Annotated in this window: 23 protein-coding genes; 4 read left to right on the top strand and 19 right to left on the bottom strand. The window is 47.5% G+C overall.

The window, feature by feature from the left end; all coding sequences use genetic code 11:
• Positions 1-97: 97 nt before the first annotated feature.
• A complete protein-coding gene (gene ffh, locus A3773_RS06250; RefSeq protein WP_067984162.1) occupies positions 98-1,501 on the bottom strand; it encodes a signal recognition particle protein in 1,404 nt (467 codons plus the stop codon).
• Positions 1,502-1,739: 238 nt separating this feature from the next.
• Here ffh and A3773_RS06245 point away from each other — a divergent pair, with 238 nt between their 5' ends.
• Positions 1,740-2,525: a cytochrome C assembly family protein gene (locus A3773_RS06245; protein ID WP_067984160.1), complete on the top strand. Its 786-nt coding sequence runs from the start codon at positions 1,740-1,742 to the stop codon at positions 2,523-2,525.
• 124 nt (positions 2,526-2,649) lie between these two features.
• Positions 2,650-3,921 carry an HlyC/CorC family transporter gene (locus A3773_RS06240; protein ID WP_067984159.1) on the top strand — a complete coding sequence of 424 codons (1,272 nt, stop codon included), beginning with the start codon at positions 2,650-2,652 and terminating at the stop codon, positions 3,919-3,921.
• A 71-nt stretch (positions 3,922-3,992) separates the two neighbouring features.
• Here A3773_RS06240 and A3773_RS06235 read toward each other — a convergent pair whose 3' ends face one another.
• Genes A3773_RS06235 through A3773_RS06220 form a run of 4 tightly spaced genes read right to left on the bottom strand, consistent with a single transcriptional unit; the run spans position 3,993 to position 5,653 of the window.
• Positions 3,993-4,298, bottom strand: a complete 306-nt coding sequence (locus A3773_RS06235; protein WP_067984157.1) for an MTH1187 family thiamine-binding protein — start codon at positions 4,296-4,298, stop codon at positions 3,993-3,995.
• Positions 4,299-4,316: 18 nt separating this feature from the next.
• The gene (locus A3773_RS06230; RefSeq protein ID WP_067984155.1) at positions 4,317-4,508 is read right to left on the bottom strand and encodes a DUF1289 domain-containing protein; all 192 of its coding nucleotides are present in this window, start codon (positions 4,506-4,508) and stop codon (positions 4,317-4,319) included.
• A gap of 3 nt (positions 4,509-4,511) precedes the next feature.
• The gene (locus A3773_RS06225) at positions 4,512-5,036 is read right to left on the bottom strand and encodes a gamma carbonic anhydrase family protein (RefSeq protein ID WP_067984153.1); all 525 of its coding nucleotides are present in this window, start codon (positions 5,034-5,036) and stop codon (positions 4,512-4,514) included.
• The gene (locus A3773_RS06220) at positions 5,036-5,653 is read right to left on the bottom strand and encodes a CoA pyrophosphatase (RefSeq protein ID WP_067984151.1); all 618 of its coding nucleotides are present in this window, start codon (positions 5,651-5,653) and stop codon (positions 5,036-5,038) included. Before A3773_RS06220 ends, A3773_RS06225 begins: the two co-directional genes overlap by 1 nt.
• 147 nt (positions 5,654-5,800) lie before the next feature.
• On the opposite strand from A3773_RS06220, the gene A3773_RS06215 reads away from it, so the two are divergent.
• Together A3773_RS06215 and A3773_RS06210 are read left to right on the top strand one after the other, a co-directional pair.
• The gene (locus A3773_RS06215) at positions 5,801-6,340 is read left to right on the top strand and encodes an NUDIX hydrolase (protein WP_067984150.1); all 540 of its coding nucleotides are present in this window, start codon (positions 5,801-5,803) and stop codon (positions 6,338-6,340) included.
• A 143-nt stretch (positions 6,341-6,483) separates the two neighbouring features.
• A complete protein-coding gene (locus A3773_RS06210) occupies positions 6,484-8,646 on the top strand; it encodes a TonB-dependent receptor (RefSeq protein WP_067984148.1) in 2,163 nt (720 codons plus the stop codon).
• A gap of 184 nt (positions 8,647-8,830) precedes the next feature.
• Here A3773_RS06210 and A3773_RS06205 read toward each other — a convergent pair whose 3' ends face one another.
• From A3773_RS06205 to A3773_RS06140, 14 genes are all read right to left on the bottom strand, one after another.
• Positions 8,831-9,091, bottom strand: coding sequence for a hypothetical protein (locus tag A3773_RS06205; RefSeq protein WP_067984222.1), 261 nt, complete (start codon positions 9,089-9,091; stop codon positions 8,831-8,833).
• A 558-nt stretch (positions 9,092-9,649) separates the two neighbouring features.
• Positions 9,650-10,360 carry an energy transducer TonB gene (locus tag A3773_RS17680; protein ID WP_067984146.1) on the bottom strand — a complete coding sequence of 237 codons (711 nt, stop codon included), beginning with the start codon at positions 10,358-10,360 and terminating at the stop codon, positions 9,650-9,652.
• Positions 10,360-10,761 carry an ExbD/TolR family protein gene (locus A3773_RS06195; protein WP_067984144.1) on the bottom strand — a complete coding sequence of 134 codons (402 nt, stop codon included), beginning with the start codon at positions 10,759-10,761 and terminating at the stop codon, positions 10,360-10,362. Before A3773_RS06195 ends, A3773_RS17680 begins: the two co-directional genes overlap by 1 nt.
• The gene (locus A3773_RS06190) at positions 10,751-11,359 is read right to left on the bottom strand and encodes a MotA/TolQ/ExbB proton channel family protein (protein WP_231902156.1); all 609 of its coding nucleotides are present in this window, start codon (positions 11,357-11,359) and stop codon (positions 10,751-10,753) included. Before A3773_RS06190 ends, A3773_RS06195 begins: the two co-directional genes overlap by 11 nt.
• Positions 11,359-12,078: a sulfite exporter TauE/SafE family protein gene (locus A3773_RS06185; protein WP_231902155.1), complete on the bottom strand. Its 720-nt coding sequence runs from the start codon at positions 12,076-12,078 to the stop codon at positions 11,359-11,361. The genes A3773_RS06190 and A3773_RS06185 overlap by 1 nt, the downstream gene beginning before the upstream one ends.
• A complete protein-coding gene (locus tag A3773_RS06180) occupies positions 12,075-13,133 on the bottom strand; it encodes a 4Fe-4S binding protein (RefSeq protein ID WP_067984142.1) in 1,059 nt (352 codons plus the stop codon). The genes A3773_RS06185 and A3773_RS06180 overlap by 4 nt, the downstream gene beginning before the upstream one ends.
• The gene (locus A3773_RS06175) at positions 13,130-13,924 is read right to left on the bottom strand and encodes a hypothetical protein (RefSeq protein ID WP_067984140.1); all 795 of its coding nucleotides are present in this window, start codon (positions 13,922-13,924) and stop codon (positions 13,130-13,132) included. The genes A3773_RS06180 and A3773_RS06175 overlap by 4 nt, the downstream gene beginning before the upstream one ends.
• A gap of 172 nt (positions 13,925-14,096) precedes the next feature.
• Positions 14,097-16,949 carry a bifunctional diguanylate cyclase/phosphodiesterase gene (locus A3773_RS06170; protein WP_075109494.1) on the bottom strand — a complete coding sequence of 951 codons (2,853 nt, stop codon included), beginning with the start codon at positions 16,947-16,949 and terminating at the stop codon, positions 14,097-14,099.
• Between the two features lie 190 nt (positions 16,950-17,139).
• Complete coding sequence (locus A3773_RS06165; RefSeq protein WP_067984136.1) at positions 17,140-18,951, bottom strand: V-type ATP synthase subunit A; 1,812 nt, start codon at positions 18,949-18,951, stop codon at positions 17,140-17,142.
• On the bottom strand, positions 18,951-19,640 hold the full coding sequence (locus A3773_RS06160) for a DUF2764 family protein (protein ID WP_156473447.1): 690 nt from the start codon (positions 19,638-19,640) through the stop codon (positions 18,951-18,953). Before A3773_RS06160 ends, A3773_RS06165 begins: the two co-directional genes overlap by 1 nt.
• Positions 19,640-20,323, bottom strand: a complete 684-nt coding sequence (locus tag A3773_RS06155) for an ATPase (protein ID WP_067984133.1) — start codon at positions 20,321-20,323, stop codon at positions 19,640-19,642. The genes A3773_RS06160 and A3773_RS06155 overlap by 1 nt, the downstream gene beginning before the upstream one ends.
• Before the next feature lie 9 nt (positions 20,324-20,332).
• Positions 20,333-20,779 (bottom strand): ATP synthase subunit C, encoded by a 447-nt coding sequence (locus tag A3773_RS06150; protein WP_067984216.1) that lies wholly within the window; start codon positions 20,777-20,779, stop codon positions 20,333-20,335.
• Positions 20,767-22,563, bottom strand: a complete 1,797-nt coding sequence (locus tag A3773_RS06145) for a V-type ATP synthase subunit I (protein ID WP_067984129.1) — start codon at positions 22,561-22,563, stop codon at positions 20,767-20,769. Before A3773_RS06145 ends, A3773_RS06150 begins: the two co-directional genes overlap by 13 nt.
• On the bottom strand, positions 22,560-23,162 hold the full coding sequence (locus A3773_RS06140; protein ID WP_067984127.1) for a V-type ATP synthase subunit D: 603 nt from the start codon (positions 23,160-23,162) through the stop codon (positions 22,560-22,562). Before A3773_RS06140 ends, A3773_RS06145 begins: the two co-directional genes overlap by 4 nt.

Below are 23,162 nucleotides of genomic sequence, written 5' to 3'. Positions count from 1 at the left end.
TGTTTTTGAGGCAGACTGCACCATTAAAAATTAGGGCGGAAATTCTACTAGAATTACCCGCCCTAATAAAGTCTTTTTAGCGATTAATTAAAAAGGATCACATCCCTGGAAAGCCACCAGGACCGCCCATGCCGCCAGGACCACCACCCATACCTGGTGGTAGCATGCCTTTCATGCCCCGCATCATCTTTGTCATACCGCCTTTGCCGCTGAATTTTTTCATCATCTTCGACATCTGTTTGTGCTGTTTAAGCAGACGGTTTATATCCTGAATCTGGGTACCCGACCCTTTCGCTATACGCTTTTTACGAGAGCCGGAAATAATATCGGGTTTGCGTCGTTCCATCGCGGTCATTGAGTTAATGATCGCTTCCATCTGGTGCATCCCCTTCTCAGCATTCGCGGCACTGGCCGCTTGGGTCAATTGCCCCATGCCGGGAAGTTTATCGAGCATGCCCGCCATACCCCCCATGTTTTTCATCTGGGTGATCTGTTCACGGAAATCTTCTAGGTCGAAGCCTTTACCCTTTTTAATCTTCTGGGCAAATTTTTCAGCTTTCGCTTTATCAATCTTCTGTTCCGCTTCCTCAATCAGAGAAAGTACGTCACCCATACCTAAGATACGGGACGCAACGCGGTCAGGGTGGAACGGTTCTAAGGCATCAACCTTTTCACCCACACCCAAGAATTTAATCGGTTTGCCTGTGATTTGACGTACAGACAGTGCAGCACCACCTCGGGCATCACCGTCGGTTTTAGTTAGGATCACACCCGTTAACGGCAACACCTCATTAAAGGCTTTTGCTGTATTGGCCGCATCTTGACCGGTCATCGCATCGACAACAAACAGGGTTTCAATCGGATTAAGCGCTTCATGTAGGCGTTTAATCTCACCCATCATGTCTTCATCAACATGCAAACGGCCTGCGGTATCCACCAAGACAACATCGTGGTGTTGAATACGCGCATGGGCAATTGCTGCATTCGCTATATCGACAGGGTCTTGATCTGCAGATGAGGGAAAGAAATCAACCTCAACTTCCGCCGCAAGGGTTTCAAGCTGTTTAATCGCAGCGGGACGGTATACGTCAGCGGACACCACTAAGACTTTTTTCTTTTCTCGCTCGCGCAGGTGGCGACCCAGTTTTGCAACAGAGGTGGTTTTACCCGCCCCTTGAAGGCCGGCCATCATAACAACAGCTGGAGGGACGGCAGCCAGGTTCAGCTTTTCATTCGCCTCCCCCATCACCTTGACCATCTCTTCATTGACGATCTTTACAAAGACCTGTCCCGGCGTAAGGCTTTTAGTAACTTCTGTCCCTACAGCCCGCTCTTTAACGCTGTTAACAAACTCTTTAACGACAGGGAGTGCAACATCGGCTTCCAACAAAGCCATACGCACTTCACGCAGAGTACTTTTAATATTGTCTTCCGTCAGTTTCGCCTGACCGGTCACTGAGCGTAACGTATGCGTAAGTCGTTCTGTTAAATTCTCAAACATGTCCTGCCTCGACTCTCCCCCTGCGAAAGCGCTGTGTAGATCAGCCTACAATTAAGGGAAAAAGATAAACTAAGTTAATTATGGATGCATTATACCGTACAAGGGCCATCCTGAGCAGCCCCCTTAAATTACTCTTTGTATCTCTATTGCACTTCTTTAATCCAAGGTCTTTCTGTGACAAACTATCGCCTCATGCCATAACACTGTTCTACTTGAACGCTGGACAGAAGAGACTTAGATGCTAGCTATATCAACACTTGTTGCCGTCATGCTTTATAGCGCTGCTGGAACCCTACAGTGGCAAGTTATGCGTGGACGTCGTCAACAGCCGCGCCATTTCAACCAATTACTTGGTCTACTCGGCTTATGCTCACACACGTTGGCGCTGTATATAGTCCTGCATCAACCCAACGGGATCAACTTAAGTTTCTTTAGTGTTAGCTCACTTATCTCATGGCTTGTCGCCAGTATCGTTCTGCTGAGCAGCCTACGCCAAAATGTAGACAACCTCTTTATCGGTGTGTTTCCTATGGCGGCCATCGCGGCGCTCGCTACACTGGTGACCGGCGTAGGCGAGGGAAAAGTCTATACTGGCGGTGTGATTGCCCATATTTTATTATCGATTTTAGCCTACAGTATTTTTACCGTTGCAACGCTGCAAGCCATATTACTCTCTCGCCAGATCGTCGCGCTTAAACAGCACCATACGCGCGGGCTTGTATCTTCTCTCCCGCCTCTACAGACTATGGAGTGCCTACTGTTTGAGATGGTATGGACCGGCCTTGTGCTATTAACCGCCTCAATGGTGACCGGTTTTATCTTTTTTGATGACCTGTTTGCTCAGCATCTGGTTCACAAAACCGCCTTTTCCATCTGCGCTTGGTGTCTATACGCGACCTTATTATTTGGACGTATCAGTTTTGGCTGGCGTAGCAACACAGCCGTACGCTGGACAATTGCGAGCTTTATTACACTCGCCCTCGGATTTTTTGGCAGTAAATTAGTGATTGAATTACTCATGTAAGCCGACTTATGCGAGATAACGACCTATATTCGTCTAAATAGACAAAATGTAGGGGTAATAGCCCTTGACAGGTCAGGGGCCACATTTGAAAATGACGCTCCATTCATAAGATAGGCATACCGTCTTGGAAGACGCATCGATAGGATTCCTCCTTGGAATACTCTGTTTCTTAATTTTATGCTCTGCATTCTTCTCTAGTTCAGAAACGGGGATGATGTCGCTCAACCGATATAGGCTGAAACATCTCGTCAAGAAAAAGCACCGTGGCGCACGTAAGGCCAGTAAACTATTAGAGCGCCCAGACCGGCTGATTGGCGTTATTCTGATAGGTAATAACTTTGTTAATATCTTAGCCTCTGCTATCGCGACTGTTATTTGCGTACGCCTATGGGGCGACACCGGCATTATGATCGCCACCTTTGGCCTAACAGTTATTATTCTTATCTTTGCTGAAGTCTCGCCAAAAACCTTGGCGGCCCTTTACCCTGAGAAAGTGGCGTTTCCCGCCGCGTACCTATTAGCCCCACTGCTAAAGATCTCTTACCCTCTCGTTTGGGTGATTAACGGTATTACAAACACCTTTTTACGCATCTTTGGCATCAATGTGACCGGTGATAACAATCATCACCTCAGCACCGAGGAGCTTAGAACCCTCGTCAACGAAGCCGGTGCATTACTGCCACAAAATAACCAAAGTATGCTGTTAGGGGTCTTAGAGCTATCTGAAGTCACCGTTAACGACATTATGATCCCTCGAAACGAAGTGATGGGGATCGACTTAGATGATGATATTGATACGATCATCGGGCGCTTGAGCAATACTGAGCACACTCGTTTACCGGTTTACCAAGGTGAGCTTAACAAAGTGGTTGGTATTCTCCATATGCGGAACCTTGCACAGGTTTTCCATGAGGGGAAAGTAACAAAAGCAGCGATTCTTCAAGTGATACGCGAACCTTACTTTGTACCTGAAAGCACACCCCTTGAAACCCAACTGGTACACTTTCAGTCACAAAACCGTCGTATCGGCTTAGTGGTGGATGAATATGGCGATATTCAAGGCATCGTGACTTTAGAGGATATATTAGAAGAGATTGTTGGCGAGCTATCCTCGAGTCCTCGGGATGCCGACCAAGATATCTTCCCGCAGGAGGATGGCAGCTATTACATTGAAGGTAGCGCTTACATTCGTGATGTAAACAAAGCACTGGATTGGAATTTACCCACCGATGGGCCAAAAACCATGAATGGCTTAATTACAGAAACGTTGGAGTCGATTCCTGAAGCCAATGTCTGTTTGCAGTTAATGCATTATCGTATAGAGACCCTTCAAGTCAGCGATAATGTCATCAAGACGGCGCGAATCATCGCCTTCAAAAAAAAGCAGGATGATTAATCCTCATCCGGTTTAGCTAAAAGTTGAGCACCGACGAACACGGTGCTCGATGATCAGCACTCAACCCCGCCTTATTCAGACGCCAACTTCAGTTTTACGCTTTGGATTTTATCGTCCATGGTTTGCTCACGATCTGTGCGGGTACCTAAACGCATAGAGGTTGTGATTCGCGGTGCGCCCATCTGATGTACAACCTCGTGGCAACGCTTAACCGCCGCCATGACCCTATCCCAATCCCCTTCCACATTGGTACCATAGGCGTGCATCTCATGCGCTAGCTGAGCATCGTCAAGAACGCGCTGGCAGGCCGCTATATATTTGGAAACTGAAACACCGACACCTAGAGGCACGATACAAATATCAATCATTACATTCATCACCAACACCCACTCAACCTACTCAGAAAAATCACCCGCTTCTCGCTGCTTAATCTTCTGCCACGCTTCAAGCTTCTCTTCATGGGTAAAAACACCCCACTCAGCAATTTCGATACCGCTCCGCTGACACGCAATACAAATATCATGTTCATCAAGCGCACAGACCCCAACACAAGGATTGGGAACAGGCTTATCACTCAGATCTGTCATAATTTACCCTTGTGGTTCTAACGCCCGATTATAACGGCGCATATTTTCAACATAATGCAGAGCATTCTCTTGTAACCCCGCCACTTGCTCAGCAGATAAGGTCCGTTTTATTTTTGCCGGCGAACCAACCACTAAAGAGTAATCTGGAACCTGCATACCTTCAGTGACCAGCGCATTCGCCCCAATCAAACAACCTTTACCAATTTTCGCTCCATTTAAAACAACCGCATTAATACCGATTAAGGAGCCATCGCCTACCTCGCAACCATGCAACATCGCCTGATGTCCAACCGTCACATTTGACCCTATACGCAAGGTAAACCCTGGGTCCGTATGCAAAACCGCACCGTCCTGAATATTTGAACCTGAGCCAATAATGATGGGATCGTTATCGCCACGAATCACCACATTAAACCAAACACTACTGCAATCATGCAGTTCAACATTACCGATGACTGTCGCATTCGGTGCCACAAAATGCTCGTCACCCAGCAACGCGACCGTCTGCCCCTCAAGGGAATACAACATTATTGCTCCTCCGACTCACGTAAAAAACGTCTCACTGCATATTCAGGTCTTGGCTTCATGGGAATGTCAGCACCACACCCTTCATTTAAAAGCTCAACCAGCATATACGCCGTCAGCCCCCAGATAATGTGCCCTTGATACTCCCATGCGGGGACATAAAGCGATTTACCTTTAAAACGGATCTCATCTGTTGAGTAACGCTGATCCGCCAAGAAAAAGCTTAAAGGCACACTAAAAACCTCATCAAGCTCACCCGGGTTCGGCACCAGCTCAACCGTTTTAGGCACCACGCCAACCCAAGGCGTCACCTGTAAGCCGTGCTTAGAAAGCACCTGTCCTAACGGGCCAATCACATCGACCGATGAGGGCAATAAACCCACCTCTTCATGGGCTTCACGCAAAGCGGTGAACAGCAGATCTGTATCGGTCTCATCATATTTACCGCCGGGGAATGCGATTTCGCCGCTGTGGGTTGAGAGTGTCGCGGCGCGTTTGGTTAAAATCACTTCCGGATCATCGTGATCAGTGAGTGCGATAAGCACACTCGCTTGCGGCCGGTTTGATGGAAACCGAGCAGGGGTTAATTCAGTTAAACGTTTTCGTATGGTCGTTATCATATAAATATCATTATTATTCGCTATGCTTTAATCATACCCCTAAGCACAGCGACAAATTAAGTAAGATTTTATAGACTCTCTATCTCTTTGCGATATTTATAACCTATAGACTCGCAAACCACTCAGCAGCACGCTTAAGGATGTAGGATGAAATTTTGTTCCAATTGCGCAAACCCTCTTCGCTTAGGCATCCCCGACGAAGACAATCTACCACGTCACATTTGTGATAACTGCGATACAATTTATTACCACAACCCTAAAGTTATCACCGGCTGTTTACCGGTTTATCAAGATAAGGTCTTACTCTGCAAACGCGCAATTGAACCCAGAAAAGGCTACTGGACACTGCCCGCAGGATTTATGGAGAATAATGAATCCACCATGGAAGGCGCGTTACGGGAAACCTACGAAGAAGCCAATGCTCACGTCGAAATCAGCCATCTCTACACCTTAACCTCTATTGTTCACGTCAATCAGGTGCAGCTTATCTACCTCGCGCATATGGAAAAACCTGAATACGCGCCCAGTAATGAATCACTCGATGTTCAGCTTTTCAGCGAGAAAGATATTCCGTGGGATGAATTAGCTTTTTCCACTATTAAAAACGCCCTCAACTTCTACTTTGAAGACCGACGGCTCGGAAAGTTCCCTTTACGAGAAATCACCCTAAACAGTAATAACGATTAAATCACCTCTGCCGCTGCAACAACCACTCATAAACGTGGCAAAAAGCCACATGCGGCAGGATGCCGCGCGACACTGTGCCACATTGTCCAACGCTTAAAAATCACCTATTTTCCGCGCCAATATATATTTAGGACGGAAATCACATGCCACGACGTCACCCACCCTTCCCTACCCGAAAAATAGCTATGTTAATCGCCACGATGATTGCCCCACTATCCGTAGCGGCTGAGGAGGAATCGCGTTCAGACACAACCGCTGAGACAATCCCCGATACGATTACCGTGACCGCAACCCGCGCAGAAAGAAGCTCGGCTGAGGTTCCAGAGAGTATTGCGATCATTGACCAAACGCGACTTGAACAGGAAAAGATGACCAACATCGCCGACGCCCTTAAAGGCACACCGGGCGTCTTGATTGAATCGACGAGCGGAGGTTACAGCTCACGCATGATTGTGCGCGGAGCTGGGTTAAAAGCACAGTACGGCATACGAGAAATCATGGTGCTTAGGGATGGCGTGCCCATTACTGACCCTGATAGCTTTACCCGCATGGACTTTATCGATACCCAAGATATTGAACAGATAGAAGTGAGTAAAGGTCCGGGGAATATTTATGCTGCGGGGTCCACCGGCGGAGCTATTCATATTATCTCAAAATCGGTTTTTGATGATCGCCGTGATCAGCTTAGACTCGGCGCAGGTGAGTTTGGACAACGCAACCTCCACCTACGCAAATCCTACATGTCCGAAGAGGGTAACGCCCTTGCCATTACCGCCTCCCACCGCAAGGCCGATAATGAGTGGCGTAACCATAATGATTTCGAATCGAATCAGTTCAGTATTAAGGGCGGTCTGCTCCCTTCAGATAACAGCGAATTAGAAACGGAGTTCAGTTACACAAAAGCACAACTCAACCTGCCCGGCAGCATGAGCGAAAGTCAGTTTGAAGCGTATAAACAGACCGGCAAACAAACCGATAACAACGACGCCTTTAAAAACTCAGCTCGCAACTCCGAAATCTTTTTTTTCAACAGCCGGCTTAACGTTGATTTAGGTGCGCTCACGCTAAAACCACGGGTTTACTACAACCACTGGAGTCACTTTCATCCTGTTACCGGCGTCATCAATGACACCCCCGGCGTCGATATCTGGGGAACCGATCTAGAACTCGCCTATGACCACAATTTAGTGGGTAAAGACAGCCTGGTAAGCGGCATCACCTACCGCCAAGACCGTAATATCGGCGCACAGAAATATGCTTACGCAGATATAGTCACGGCTGGCCCAGCCTTGGTCAGCACCTTATCCAGCAGAAAAGGCGAACTGCTCGAAGAGCAAGATGAGATCAATACGGTTCACGGCTTCTTCTTGCAAGAAAACCTACGCCCGAACGATAGACTATTGATTGATGCCGGCTTCCGCTTCGATCACATTAGCGTTGAACAGAAAACATGGAATAGCGACACCGCCTATAATTATGGCATGGGTGGCTATCTAACGGTTCCGGGAAGCGGCGGCAACAGTGAGATGAAGCACAGCTTCGACCTCTTCTCCCCTCGTATTGGCGTCAGCTACAAGTTGAATAAAAACCTCACCCTGTTCGGCAATATAGCCCAAGGTGAACAGGTCCCATTTGCAAGCGAGTTGGAGAGTAATTCAGACCTTAAAAACTCCGTCAGCCGTAGCGTTGAAGTTGGCCTAAAAGGTCGTGCTGCAGCGTGGCAGTTCGACCTAAATGCATACGTCAGTGAAGTGGAAGATGAGATTATTAACGTCCGCACCAATGGCGAAAGTATCTATCAAAATGCAGGCAGTACAGACAAAAAAGGGATCGAGTTCAGCGGCGCTCTGGAGGTATTCAAAGAGCAGCTACCGGGCGTGCTATCGCTAGGCTTTAACTACGCCTACAGCGATTATACCTATAATGAATTTTCAGAAGTCGTTTACAGCATGGGCCCACCGAGCAACTTTGACCGCTCCGGCAATCAACTACCTTTTGTGCCTAAACACTACTACAGCATCAATGCAAACTACACCCATCCATCAGGCATAAAAGCACGTCTACAAGCTGATAGCTGGGGCGAATACTACCTCGATAACGCCAATAGCGAAAAATACGGCGGTTATGACTTTGTCACGAGCGTTAATATTGGCTACACAAAAGGGCCCCATGACGTCAGCCTAAATATCCAGAACCTATTCGATAAGCGTTATGCCGTTGAAGCGCAAAAAGACACCAGTGGTGACAAAACCTTCACACCCGGTGCGCCGCGATCAGCCATGCTGAGTTATCGTTATCAGTTCTAAACCGTACCCTTAAACCCCCACCCAAAAAGTCACCACTACGGTGGCTTTTTTTATGACCTTATTAACAATACCGTTCGCGTTACAAACCGACGCCGTACGCACCGACACAACCCATTCGGCCTCGCCCAACCCGCGCGATAAAAGCATCATACCCCCTAAGCCGTGGCATAAAATAATACCCCACCTATTTAACTTTCTCCTGCCATTCAAGATCGCCAATCTGAACTTTTAACCACTCAAACCCTATTCGTTTAGCCACGGCCGCTGCACCATCTAAGCTTTTAAACTCACGCTCTTTTTTAGAGCGTTGAAGCTCCAGCGTAAAAACCTCCTCCTGCTTTGTAACAAATTTCAGCGTCCATCCCCGTGCCATAGAAATGGGTATTGCCTGGCATGAATCAAACACTCCTGCCTTAAATAACAGCCTCACTTCCTTTTCTTGCATCTCCATAACTCCTTAATGAATTGTCTTTATTTTAATATGATTATTATATATTAAAAAATGAATAATCACAATTAAACAAAGACCGTTTGCCGAACGTAACCCATTGAAATTAAACAAGAAAAAACAAAGTCATTAACCTAAAAGGGTGGATTTCATGTACACACGTAACCTATTGAAATATAAGGACTTAAATGAGGCGGGATGAGTTGAAACATTTTCAACAAAAAGACAAAAAGAATGAGCAAAAGTAAATAAAGGACAGTCAAAATATAGCTATGAATAATCAAAACAAAATTAATATCAAGATAGCCATGAAAAAGGGAAAGGAAGAGAAGAAGCGAAGAGCAGAACCACGATAGAAAAGGAATAAGGCGGAAAAGAAACGACGAAAAGCCCCGACCAACAATGCAAGGAAACTATGTAGAAGAAGTATGTAGAAGAACCGTGCAGAGACGCGAGTAGAACAAAACGATACAGAACAGCAAAAATAGCCACGAGAACACCCGTCTATAAGCGACTATCGGTCGCACTTACCAACACGCGTTCAGCGTTAAACCCTTATTGTACGATGGTATATTGCAGTGCCAACTCGTAATTAAACGCGGCTGCACTGCCGGATAACTCAGCAGGGATAGTGATCGGCAGAGAGCGCTTAATCGACGCCAAGGTGCTTTTATAAAACAGACGATTACCCTCTAGCCATTGGAAATGCTGCAAGTACCCCTCTTTGCTCAACGTTAACCGAAACGCCACACGGCCCTGAATACCGCGTTTAAGCGCACGGCGGGGGTACTCTTTATTGTTATCTATTCGCTTAATCAACTCGGCCAATAAACGATCGCGGTGTTCCGCCTTACTCATAATCGGCATCTCGTTCGGCACCATGGGCGCAGGCTGAGGCTGAGGCTGAGGCTGAGGCTGAGGCTGAGGCTGAGGCTGAGGCTGAGGCTGAACAGCCCGATTATCTTTAGGCTTTAACGGCTCGACTGGCTTTGGCTTTGGCTTTGGCTTTGGCTTTGGCTTTGGCTTTGGCTTTTCAATTTTGGGCGGCAACTCAGCAACGGGAGTCACTTTTTTTACCGGCACAGCCTCATTCGGCGCTGTGGTAGACATATTGATGCGCACCGCAGCATAACTGGGCATCAGATCGGGTGTCTTATCCAGATCAGTACGTTGTAACCTGTACCCAATCACCCCATGGGTTCCAAGTGACAAGAGAACACCCACAGCAAAGAGCAGGCGGCGGTAACGTTTAGCAGAACCCAGCATTAAGGCGACTCTGTCACTATATCTATATTAGCTATTCCCACCAACCGCGCATCATCTAACAGATGAACAACGTGACGATAGCTCACCTGTTGATCAGCTTTTAACTGCAAAATAAGCTTAGGATTTTTACCATACTCCACAGTTAACCGCTCACGTAATGCATGAGCATGGACTGCTTCGCCGTTAATGTAATAGATCCCAGCAACGTCAACACTCACGGTGATAATCGACTCAACACTCAGGTCTGTCGCACTGTCCGCATTAGGCAATTGCAGCGCAATCTGCTTTTCATCGACAAAATGCGCGGTCAACATAAAGAACACCAACAACAGAAAAACAATATCAATTAAGGGGGTTAAATTTAGGATCGCATGCTGTTGTACAGGAGATTTATAGTGCACCGGCAGGCCCTTCATTTTGCTCCGGGAGACTCGACGAACCTAACGCCTGCGGTTCATGATGATCTAATACCAGTGCCGCCGCTTTTTGCAGCCGCCAATGGTAGCGCGCCAGCGCAGATTCAAGAAAGTGTAAAAAGATCAACAGAGGGATCGCCACCGCTAGCCCAACACCCGTTGTCAGCATCGCCTCCCATATTCCCCCAGCTAACGCCGTTGCATCAACCTTTCCCCCTGCATTTTCAATCACTTGAAACGCCTTGATCATGCCGGAAATGGTACCCAGCAAACCTAACAAGGGAGCGGTATTCGCTAAGATTGACACGGTTTTAAGGCCTGTTTCAAACACCTTCATCTCTTTATAAATCAGATGAGTTGCGGCGGCTCGAAGCTCAGGACCATGACCATGGCGTTTTTGCTTCTGCTGCAATTTAACAACGATTCTCTTCTCGGCCGTTTCCTTCCACTGCTCAACAGGCTTTGCTAATTTTGCCCGCCGGGTAAACATGAGTTGTAAATAACGCCCCGCCAGAATGGAGAAACCAATCACAGAGTACGCCACTAAAATCCATACAATTGGACCACCTTTATCTATCCACATCACCCCGGAATACCCCGCCATGCTGTATTAATCGCTACCAAGACCAACATCAATGCCCCCGTGCGCGTTAAACCCGCCTGCCACTGTACTAACTGCGCCCTCAACTCTTTACCCAGTAAAGCCACGCCATAACGCACCAATAAACTAGGGATCACAATGGCGCCTAAACCAAAGCTGAGAGAGATCGCCCCACCCCAAACCGGATCGGCACTTTGCGCAGCCGCCGCCAGCAAACCCAACAAGGGGATACAAGGATTTAAGGCCAAGGAGAAGCCGAGCATACTTAACTGCCATGCGTTACGTTCACTTACTGGCTGTGCATCAGAGGCGATAAGATTGCTCTGTTTAGAGGGAGAGGGGCGGTGTACTTTCTCACTAGAACAGCGCTTTTCACCCGCTTGTCGCCACATCTTTAAGGCCAGCCATAAGCTAACCACCGCCGCGAAAATGGGTACTAAGGGGTGAGCAAGGTAGCTCTTTATGATACTGCCAAGCAGTGCGGCGCTCGTCCCCATGCATAGGTAACCCAAAAGCCGACCTGACATAAAAGGCAGTACAACTTCAACAAACGGTCGCTGCGCCCCAGGCCCGAGTAACACGGGGCCCAAATAAGGTAAGCAACTTAAGTTACATGGCCCCGTACCAAAACTAAGGCCTATTAAAAAAGCGGAAAAGGTCGCCGCGACAAAGCCTAACTGCAACAGCTCTGTACTCATCATTTTACTTTTACCGGTTTAGCCAAACGATGATCAAAACCAATGAGCTTAACCTTGTCCCATTCGGTCTGAGCCTTTTTACGTCGTTTAAAATACTGGGGCGTAGCACTAAATACAGGAATATTTAGATAACGAATCTGCAATACATCTTTATCGGGACAAAATTCTACGCACCGGCCACACAAGGTGCAGTCGGGCAGTGTAATGTCCTTAACCTTATCGGTTGCGTTATGGTCGGTCTGCAGCTCTCTAATATCCATAGGACAAGCCTCAGCACACAGGCCACATTTATCACAACGAGCGCTGCCTTTTTTAACCAACCGCGCAAACCCTATTTTCCTAAATACCGCGTGCATCGCTAATAAAGGGCAGATACGGCAAAACGGCTGGCGCAGTGTCATCGACATCGCGATAACCAGACCAAACAGAAAATCACCTAAAATAGACAGCACCATATAACTCGGCGTAGAGGTATCCACAAATAACTCGTCATCACTGCCGGTAAAAAGCGTGGTCATAATCCGACTGGGGCATATCTGGCAGAACGGGTCACCCCACTCATCACTAAGAAAGCCCAAGCTGGTCAGCGCGGGTAAGCCAAACACAAGCCCGCCCAGCATCAACCATTTGATCGGCCTAACCTTATCCACAGCCCCATGGGACAAACTATCCACTTTGCGTAGCCCGAGTTTTTGTCCAATCAGTTGCATCACCTCTTGGAAGAAACCTAACGGGCAAACCCAACCACAAAACGCCTTATTTAAAAGGACAAACATCATCAGGAAGGTCACAATCGTAGTGCCGACCGGTAGCAATAATTTCAAATAGTCACCGCTATCAACCGCAGGGCCTAAGCGATGATGAAATTGATGCTGCAACGGGATCAAAGCACAGTAATCCGCATTCATTGTGTCATAAGCACAACTCAACGATGGCAGCGCACCCGACAGTTTGTCTGCCGCGTAAAAGCCAACGACCGTCGATCCATAAACCAAAAAAACAAACATGAATAACTGCACAAAACGGCGCAGTACGGTTAAATTTTTCAATGCATTCACTTCGCTTTTCTCCGGCTATGCTCAGGTAAGCGGCGATTAACAACAAAACCAAACAGCAGCCCAGCAAACGCGACACCGGCCCCTAAACTGACACTTTTCCAACTGGTTTCACTGGCGTGATAGGCCGACGTAAAGCTTGTTTCATAGGTTATTCCATCTTTTTCGAGGGAACTAAACAACTGCAACTCGGCAGGCGGGGTGGCCCGTCGCTGGGGAGTAATGGTGGGGAAATCTTCAGGAATCAGCAGCGCTACGACACCGCCCTCATCGGTATGCACGACCTTATTGCTGCCCAATGCGGTGGTCGCTAACAGCGGATGATTAGCCAAAGGGCGGCCGTTTAGCATCACCTTAAAATAATAGGTTTTAAGGCTCTCATACTCCCAGTGCTCTCGCGGTAGCGGCGAAGGAGTGATCTGTAGTCCACCTAATTCAAGCGCTAAAAGATCTGAGGGGGAGGTATTAACTGGGCGGCCATTATTGTAAATATAACGCACCGCTAACCCCTGAAAATCAGCGCTCGTTTGACGTGCGATAAGGGCATGGTAGTTATTTTTACCGGTCGGTTTCAGCGTAACGATTCCATCCTGCTGTTCTAACGCTGCGGATTCTAGGTCCGAGTGGATAAACTCAATGGTGGTGTTAAGCGCAGGCTGCTCTCCCTTTAATTGAAACTGTTTAGCCTGACGCCCATGCCCCCCAGAATGATCCTGTTTGATCGGCTGCCAATAGATATTGGCCATGGAAGACGTTGTTACAAAAAGAAGAAGACACGCAAGATATTGACCCATAGAAAAACAACCACAACAGTTAAGTTGCGGCGATTTTAACTAAAGATCATCCATTAGAAATGTGACCCAATGCCACATGTGACAATTGGTCACAGCCAACATTAAACGCTGTTCCGCGATAGCAGGAAGCGGTGTGGCGAGTTATAACAGTGAGTCATACGGCGACGTATTACTACGCGAAATATTTCTCTTCAAATACCCCTACAGGGATAGGTTTTTCGTACAGAAAGCCTTGGCCTTCGACACATCCCACATTAGCAAGAAACGCGACCTGTTCAGGTGTCTCAACCCCTTCAGCCACCGTCACTAATCCAAAGTGATGTGCAACATCAATAATCGCAGAGGTAATCGCCGCATCATCTTTATCATTCGGTAGGTCACTGATAAAGGCTCGATCAATTTTAAGCTGATCAAGATTAAAGCGCTTCAAGTACGCCATACTTGAATAGCCTGTTCCAAAGTCATCTAAGGATAACTGTACACCAATATTTTTCAGCTCTTGTAGTAGCACTAAGGTCGCTTCTTCATCATGCATCAAGGTGCTTTCTGTAATTTCAATCACCAATGCATGGGGAGGAAGCCCTGATTCCATCAAAGCACTGCGTACCTCATCCACCAGCTCAGGTCTAAACTGGCGCACCGAAACGTTGACAGACATGGTCACCATCGTTTGGGACAGGCTGATCCATTTAGCCCCCTGCATAGACGCTTGCTGTAAGACCCAACGACCCACTTGAATAATCAGCCCGGTTTCTTCTGACAACGGAATAAACGCATCGGGAGAGACAAGCCCCTGCTCAGGGTGCTGCCAACGAATCAACGCTTCGCAGCCAACTAATTGATTATTTTTTAAATCAAACTGGGGCTGATAAAAAAGCTCAAACTCGTTGTTCTTTATCGCTTTACGAAGTTCAGTTTCTATATGCAGGCGCTGTGAGGCCTGATGATTCATCTCGGTGGTAAAGAATTGATAGTTATTACGGCCTTGCATTTTAGCAAAGTGAACCGCTGCATCTGCATTTTTTAATAGCTCATCAAAACTTAAACCGTCATTAGGATAAACCGCAATACCAATACTCGGCGTCACCGTTAAATGGCTATCATTTTCTAATGGTCTAGACACTTCGTGCAGAATGCGCTCAGAGAGATTAACCGCTAATTCCACATAGTCTAAATCAGACATGAGGATCATAAACTCATCCCCACTTAAACGGCTGACCGTATCCCCCTCTCTAAGCAGAGATTTTAACCGTTTAGCCACTTTTTGTAGGATTGCATCCCCAAAGCCATGGCCCAAACTATCATTAATATTCTTAAAATGGTCTAAATCTATATAGAGCAGTGCAAACTGTTTCGCATTATTCTGCTTATTCACGTTGATCGTTTGATCAACCCGATGACCCACCAAGCGTCGATTAGGGAGGTTGGTTAAAGGGTCGTAATCGGACAGAAACTCTAACTTTTTCTCAACCGCTTTGCGTTCCGTCAAATCGGCAATCGAGGCAATGTAGTTACGTACCTGACCTTTCTCATCTAAAAAGGTGCTAATCGATAACCACTGTGGAAATACTTCACCGTTCTTGCGTCGGTTCCAGATCTCACCGCTCCACTGCCCATCGCGCTCTAACCGTGCCCACATATCGCTATAGAAGGTTTCATCATGTCGGCCTGAGCCAAGAAAGTTAGGTTTTTTATCCATCACATCATGGGACGAATAGCCGGTAATCGCCACAAAGGCGTCATTAACCGCAATAATTCGGTTATACGCGTTCGTCACCATAATCCCCTCACTGGCATTATCAAACACCCGTGAGGCTAACTGTAATTGATCTTCATTTCGGTAAAGTTCGCGCTTCTTTTGCTCTATATCTTGATGGTATTGCGCAAACTTTTGCTTCATCCATTGGGAAAAAATAAACGATAAGGCTAAGGTTATAACGGCGACAATGATGAGGAAAAGGTATAACTGATCCCGGTCTTCTTGCTGAGTTTGGGATAGAAGTTCCACCTGTTCCTGAAGCAGCTCTTTAACCTCTTGTGGATAAAAGCCTGCAATAAGGATCAGGTCCAATGCTTCAATGTTTTTTACTAAGGATATTTTAGGGTAAGGCCCCTCACCATTTGGCAGAAACCAGTCGTAATTAATAAAACCACCGCCCTGTTTTGCCTTATTGCGGATCTTAGCAATAATTCGTTTTTCTAATAACTGGGCTTCTTTATTCAAAGGTTCACTAACCTGATAACTTACCCCTGACGTCGACAGTATTTCCCCCTGCTGACTCATGACAAAAATATAACCATATTTACCGAAATGGATCGCCTGCAAACGTTCTATCGCCTGTTTTTTTAGGTCGCCTTCAATATGGGCAAGATAATCACCCGCCCCCATCACCCAACCATAAGGTTCAAATTTTTTCACGAACGTCAGCTTTTCAAGCATCTGCTCTTCGCTTTGAGGGGGATACCAACGGTAACGGGAGTAACCTTCGCCTTGTGTATTATCAACCGCAGACAGCAACCCCCGCATAATGTAATGGCCCGTATCATCTTGGCTGTCGTAGAGGGAGGTGCCTTCAACCGAAGGCGAGGTCGGTAATAGGATGCAGGTGCCAGCGCTATCATCTATAAAGATATAACCACGGCCATTAAAAAAGCGAATGCCGCGTAGGGCTTCGGTAATTAACGTTTTAACTTCCGCTTCAGGTCGGCGGTCATGCTCGCGCGCATAAATGGTGGTTGCTATGGTATGGGCTTTTAAAACCTCAGCACGGGCTTGCTCTTTCAGAACCGTTTCGGCTTGGGCAACAAAGTAACGTATATAGTCCTGCGCACTCTCTACCTCCTGCACCACACGGTCTTGTCCCTTTTGCAGAAACTCCTGCTCCAGCGCAGCTAAACGCTGGCTATTATCCGCATGATTTTTCAGCAGAAAGTGGGACGCAACAATGACCAATAGTGCGACGGCGATCGCCACAGTACCCAGCATTAGGAATCGGGGAAAAGTATGTAATTGACTTTGAGGCATAAATTAATAGAACACCGATCCAATAAAGGCAGCTTAATGTCGTTTCTACGATAACAGCCTTATTAAACACGCTTCCTGCGCGCGTTTAAGATCTGCTTTATGCAGGCCCGAATTTGCGATTCTATCAGAAGCGCTCCACACTAAGGATGAATGGTCGGTTTGTTTATTGATATAGATCAACGAAAGCCGACTAGGCCTTTGTAAAGTGCTCTATCTCTGCATAATAACGGCGAAAATCGGGGCCATCCGAGCGACTGTAGTTTAAGTTTTTAAACAAACTGGTCAACTTAACAAAGTGCTCACGCACCTCATCTTTATCGTTGAACGTCACCGGTGCAAACAAACAGGCCCGCAAAAGCTGGAACGTGTCTTTCTGCCTTAACAGTGGCACAGAGATATCAACCGGATCAAATGCATCCTGTTGCAGGTAGACCTGATCTAAACAGATGGATTTGTGATAGAGCACATAGTCACTTAACGTAACCCCCTCTTCACCGGTAACTTGCATCATCTGCTGAACCGATTCGCCCTCTTGCAGTAGCCCTTGCATCTCCTTAACTTGATCCACCCAAGTTTCACCTAAGTGGGTTTGATACCATCCAGAGACCTGATCTAAGTAACGTGACCATGAGATCAAAGGATCAACGGCGGGATAAGCACGTTTATAAGCACGTTCCGCACTCAAACCTAAAAAGGCTTTTACGGTACGTAGTGTAGATTGCGTCACCGGCTCTTCAAAGTTCCCCCCCGCAGGGGAAACCGTTCCGATCAACGTTAGGCTGCCTAAATCCCCTGCATTATTCTGGATAACCCCAGCGCGTTCATAAAGCGCACGGATAGCAGAGTCTAAGTACGCAGGAAATGCTTCTTCACCTGGGATCTCCTCTAAACGACCGGACGTCTCTCGCATAGCTTGCGCCCAACGGGAGGTTGAGTCGGCAATCACTAAGACGTTATACCCCATCTGTCGATAGTATTCGCTGATGGTGATACCGGTATAAATAGAGGCTTCACGCGCGGCCACCGGCATAGAGGAGGTGTTACAAATAATAACGGTACGGTCCATAAGAGAGCCGCCCTTAGGGTCGGGCATATTGGGGAACTCAGTGATAGTCTCGACCACCTCACCCGCACGCTCACCACAGGCAACAATGACGACAATATCCACATCAGAGAAGCGAGAGATTAAACTTTGTAATACCGTTTTACCCGCACCAAATGGCCCCGGGATACAGGCAGTGCCGCCCCGTGCGATTGGAAAGAAGGTGTCGATCAACCGTATTGATGTTAGCAACGGCTCATCTGGGTATTGGCGTACACTTTTACCGTTTCTCAATAGGGGCTGGCTAACCGGTACACGGACTGGCCATTTTTGTTGCATAGAGACTTCGATCTCTTCAGCCTCGCCCTCAATACGCAGACGCGCAACGGGGGTATCCACCGTGAACGAGCCTTCCTGAATCCAGCTCACCTCCGCACGTCCCTGCAAATCAAAAGGCGTCATAATATGATGTTTAAAGCGCCCCTCTTGGACATGCCCAATAACATCGCCGGCGTCTACGTAATCACCAATTTTGACACTCGGTTGGAATGCCCAATGCTGTTGTCGATCAATCCCATCAACCTCTAAACCTCGCGGTAAAAAGAAGCCATGCTGTGACGCTATCTTCTCAAGCGGGTTTTGCAAACCATCATAAACTTGGCCCAATAGGCCCGGTCCTAAAGTCACAGAGAGCATATGGCCGCTTTGCCTTACATCATCCCCGACAGCAACCCCACGCGTATTTTCAAAGACCTGCACATCCGCTTCACCATGGCGTACACGGAGCACCTCCGCTTGTAGCGCTTCCTGCCGACCCTTTTTTCCGCGCCGTGTCGGACAGATATGAACCATCTCGTTTTTTAAAATAGGGTAATAATCGCCATCGCTCCCTTTGAGCAGTTTGACAGTAACAATATCATCCCTGACGGCCACAACTTGCGCTGTAATATGCTGACTCACTAACGATTCCCCTGTAATAACTGCTGATTCAAACCCGAACGATCTAACAATGCACTGCGCGAACGATTAAACGTATCAACGGCTTTATCGCCATCATATCGAAGACAGCGTTCCGCAATTGACCAACGTAGGACAAAACAGACCAAGGCCTCAAAACTAAACTGAACACAATGTTCTGCTTGGCGCAGACGCGTCCAGAGCTGCTGATTGTAATAGTCTTCAACCAGCATCGGCTTCTCTTTCGCCATTAAGCGTTGCAACTGCAACAGTTGCGGACACACACGATCTAATCCAAAACCAGGTTCAAACCAATGTTTCTTAATTAACTGCACCCAACGCCCTGCACCATAAAATTGAGAGGGATCTTCTAAGCCTCCAGCCCGACACCTTAAAGCCGCCAGCAAGGTTTTTAACTCCATTTGATCATTGATTAATGCCAACATCCTCGGCGACTCAACCTGCTGTACCGTCGCCTTCCACTGGGTTATAAAATCCTTATCCGTCAAACTAATATGCTGATCAATAATAGGGTTAAAAACTGCTTCAATTTTACTTAACTGCTCACTGTCATGTTCTGACAGCATCGTTAGGCGACGATCTAAAGCGATGCGCGAAATCGGCAGCTGAGTACACTGCTCCAGATCCGGCAGCCACGGCAGTGCAGTCATTAGCGTGTAGTAATCCGACACTATCGAATCACTCCCTCAATGATCGCCCTAAACCTAGGCTGCAAATGCTTTAACAGAAGCTGAGCGACCGCTTCACTACTGAGATCAATTTCAACCTCTTGTCCACTTAGGCAAACTCGAATCCCTTTGCCATCATGGATTTCAAAATTAATACCTTCTCGCATCTGCTCAGCCGCCAACGACTGTACAAACTGGCTAAGCTTACCTTCCCGATACTCTTTAGGGTTACGGCGCAGCTCATCTAAACCGATAAAGTCTTCCGGCAGTAACACATCGATATTTTTCGCTTGCTCAATCCCTTGGTCATGGCTGACCTTCGCCACCAGCTCTAAGATCAAACTACGCATAAATGCGGCATTATCCATTTGAGTGGAGACTAAGCGTTCGACTTGATCAGTAAAGGTGTGGGACAGCGTTTCCCTGACTTCAAGGTGCATATCCCTAACAGCAATGCGTAGGGCATCCTCGCCCGCTTGCTTAAGCTGGGCAGCCTCCTTCTTCGCCTGAGTGACAATAAGATCAGCTTCCTGCTTGGCCTGAGCTAACAACCAATCGGCGCGACGTTCAGCTTCTTCCACCAGCTGTTCCGCTTCATGCTGACCCTTCTGCACACCTTGTAGGCGTAACTTTTCAATCAGCTCCTCAACACCGGAGGAGGCCTGTGTTTTATGCTCGTCATTCATATTGACCACCTAAGCTGGCACACCGGCACTGATAACTAATGCAAAAATAAACGCGAAAACAGCAAAGCCTTCCACAATCGCAGCGGGCGCTAACGACATACCAAAAATTTCCGGTCGGATTTTTGCGACATTAATAGCCGACGCACAGCAGCGCCCTTGCCACGCAGCACTAAATAACAGCGCTAAACCACACAGCAGACCAATCGCGGCTAAACCAGGGGCATTCGCAACGGTAATCTCTCGATTTAAGGCAAACATCACCACAATACCGTAGATCGATTGCGATGACGGCATCGCAGCAATACCAATGTATCGCCCATGCCCCGTTTCTGTTTCTAACAGCGCACCGCATGCAGCCTGTCCTGCAAGGGCACAACCTATCATGCTACCAATAGCGCCCAACGCCATAGGCCCATATAAACCAGCCCAACCCAAAGCAATGATTAGGTTATCCAAGGTGAAACCTCCTGTTTAGCGAACGGCTGAAAGGCGTATCCCTCATCAGCCAAACTCCAGTTATAAAACTCAATCAAATTTAGACGTAAACCGTGGATCACTCCACTGATCACCGTCAGCCCGAAATTCAAAAGGTGCCCGACCAATAGAATCAACACCTTAAAAAGAAGCCCAATGGCCGGTAACGCCGCGGCAACATCCACCGCCAGCTTGTTGAAGGTCATGGCAAGTGAAGCACTGGCCAGACCTAAGGCAAATAAGCGCAGATAACTCAGTACATCACCAAACAGCTTAGTAATACCGGTCAACGCTAACAAACCATCCACCAAGCGCATCCCGCTCCAACCGCTGCGGGCGGAAGAGAAACATAAAACAAGCACCAGTCCTGCGGCAAAAAACACCCAATGCGCCGGCGTAAACCCTTGAATCCATCCCGCTAATGCCACCGCTAGGCTTGTTGCCCAGCCGATTGCAGCCCACGCCTGTAGGGAGCGTCTGCGCACCCACGCCATCATTAAATTACCTAAAATGAGATGTAGAGCACCCACGGTAATAGACAGCAACATCATGCTATCGAAGTCATTAAGGTCTAACATTTTCAAACCTTGTAACCACTCAAATGGCGCGTGGGCACCAAAATAACTCCCGACCAGCACACCCCATATAAAACCAGCGAGGGCTAATGCACACCCCATCGCTCGTAATCGCACACCGCTCTCGGTCATACCCATACGTTGCCAGTAAAAGAGCAGGATGGCGGCCAGTAATAAGGAATAGCCAGCATCCGACATAATCAAGGCAAAAAACGACACAAAGGAGAAGAACACAACCCGCGAAGGGTCCCAACTGCGATAGCCTGGCATCTGGAAAAAATTAACGACTTCTTCGCCGCCTGCCACAGCCGTAGGGTTATCGAGTAACGTGGGGGGAAGCTCATCCTCGCTAGGTGCTTCAAGTTGAAGCACAAGCCCCTGCGCCTTAGCCAACGAGGCCAACTGCTCCACATCCTCTTCAGCTAACCACCCCTGAACAGCAAAGATTTCATCCCGATCTAAGGTTTGGCTAGAGACTTCAGCCAACTGTGCGGCATCATCGGTACCGGCGATTGAGCGCTGCAATAGATAGATCCAGCGTGTAAAACCTTCACGCTCTGCCTCAATGGTTTCAAGCTCAATTTCAATGTCCTCTAACTCCCGTTTGAGCTGGGCAAGAGGGATCGCGCCGGTGTGTGTCCGAACGACAGGCAGCGCATTGATCCCCGGTTCATGTTCTGCGATCACCGCAATATAACTATGCCGGTTATCGCGATGTACCAACTGCCAAGGAAGATCGACTTTCTGTACCTCTTTCATCCGAAAATTAGGCACTAAGTAAAACCAAAAGCGCTGGCCATAAAATTCGTTTTCAGCCGGTAAGATAAAACTGCCCCACGGGGTTAAATCCTCGATCCTTTTTTGTAAAAAATCATACCGCTCAACGAGGTCCAGACGAAGACGACGGTTTTTCTCTACCTGCTGAATCACCGATAGCAGATTGAAATGACGTTCGCTCATCACCTGCTTACGCTTTTGTTTGCAGTTTAAGAGGTAATGTAAACTTTCATACAGTTGCTCTGGGCTTACGTTTAATCCGTCGGTATTAAGGTGTGAAGAGGGGGTCGACGATGTCAGCTTTTGCAGCGGTATAATATGCATTACACCTAACGCTTGGAGTTGATCCAATATCTGAGCTTTGTCTTCTGTTAACCCAACCAAGGTGGCTTTCTTTAACGCCAGAATACTCATAGCTGTATTCTCCTGCGCTTGTTCTTCGCAATTTTTGCTCTAACAACCCCCGCCCTTTCTGCATCGGAGAGGGCGATGCGAATCTTGCGGATATTTTTTTGTGCTTCAGGGATCAGCACTTTATCAAACAGGTTTAGGCGTTGAGTGGTTTTTTGTAACCCCGCCTCCAATAGTGCTAACCGTTGCTGATAGACCTGAACTTCGATCTCTGTTTTTAATGCTTTTTTCTGTAGATTTAAGAAGGCATCAACCCAATGGGGAAGGAGCAGCGTTGAATAATTAGCGATTTCAACCTCAAATGCCGCCAGCTTAGGGAGCTCCAGCCCAACAAGGTTGGCATAACGAATATCTAACGTTTTAATCTGGATCAACGCATTAAGGTCGATGGCGGAGTCAGCAGACATAGGCAACTGTTCAACAACCTCCTGCTGTAACTGCGCCAATTGCGCTTGATTATGCGCTAACGCGGCAACCGCTTCTTGTCGAGCCGATAACAGTTGCTTACGCTTCAGATCCAGCGCAGGCACAAACTGTTTAAACGCCTTTAGGCGTCGCCCCTCATTATTAAGCGTGGTTTTATTCAGCGCTAACTTTGCCAC

It is taken from the genome of Neptuniibacter pectenicola (assembly GCF_001597735.1).
In the GTDB taxonomy this organism is placed as follows: domain Bacteria; phylum Pseudomonadota; class Gammaproteobacteria; order Pseudomonadales; family Balneatricaceae; genus Neptuniibacter; species Neptuniibacter pectenicola.
This window is presented reverse-complemented; position numbering and strand designations above follow the sequence as displayed.

Coding starts and splice junctions, on each gene's coding strand:
- A3773_RS06175 (WP_067984140.1), bottom strand. CDS start 13,924: ATGGGTCAATATCTTGCGTGTCTTCTTCTTTTTGTAACAACGTCTTCC.
- A3773_RS06205 (WP_067984222.1), bottom strand. CDS start 9,091: ATGCAAGAAAAGGAAGTGAGGCTGTTATTTAAGGCAGGAGTGTTTGAT.
- A3773_RS06155 (WP_067984133.1), bottom strand. CDS start 20,323: ATGAATGACGAGCATAAAACACAGGCCTCCTCCGGTGTTGAGGAGCTG.
- A3773_RS06190 (WP_231902156.1), bottom strand. CDS start 11,359: ATGTGGATAGATAAAGGTGGTCCAATTGTATGGATTTTAGTGGCGTAC.
- A3773_RS06215 (WP_067984150.1), top strand. CDS start 5,801: ATGAAATTTTGTTCCAATTGCGCAAACCCTCTTCGCTTAGGCATCCCC.
- A3773_RS06235 (WP_067984157.1), bottom strand. CDS start 4,298: ATGAATGTAATGATTGATATTTGTATCGTGCCTCTAGGTGTCGGTGTT.
- A3773_RS06230 (WP_067984155.1), bottom strand. CDS start 4,508: ATGACAGATCTGAGTGATAAGCCTGTTCCCAATCCTTGTGTTGGGGTC.
- A3773_RS17680 (WP_067984146.1), bottom strand. CDS start 10,360: ATGCTGGGTTCTGCTAAACGTTACCGCCGCCTGCTCTTTGCTGTGGGT.
- A3773_RS06170 (WP_075109494.1), bottom strand. CDS start 16,949: ATGCCTCAAAGTCAATTACATACTTTTCCCCGATTCCTAATGCTGGGT.
- A3773_RS06210 (WP_067984148.1), top strand. CDS start 6,484: ATGCCACGACGTCACCCACCCTTCCCTACCCGAAAAATAGCTATGTTA.
- ffh (WP_067984162.1), bottom strand. CDS start 1,501: ATGTTTGAGAATTTAACAGAACGACTTACGCATACGTTACGCTCAGTG.
- A3773_RS06185 (WP_231902155.1), bottom strand. CDS start 12,078: ATGATGAGTACAGAGCTGTTGCAGTTAGGCTTTGTCGCGGCGACCTTT.
- A3773_RS06145 (WP_067984129.1), bottom strand. CDS start 22,563: ATGAGTATTCTGGCGTTAAAGAAAGCCACCTTGGTTGGGTTAACAGAA.
- A3773_RS06225 (WP_067984153.1), bottom strand. CDS start 5,036: ATGTTGTATTCCCTTGAGGGGCAGACGGTCGCGTTGCTGGGTGACGAG.
- A3773_RS06245 (WP_067984160.1), top strand. CDS start 1,740: ATGCTAGCTATATCAACACTTGTTGCCGTCATGCTTTATAGCGCTGCT.
- A3773_RS06220 (WP_067984151.1), bottom strand. CDS start 5,653: ATGATAACGACCATACGAAAACGTTTAACTGAATTAACCCCTGCTCGG.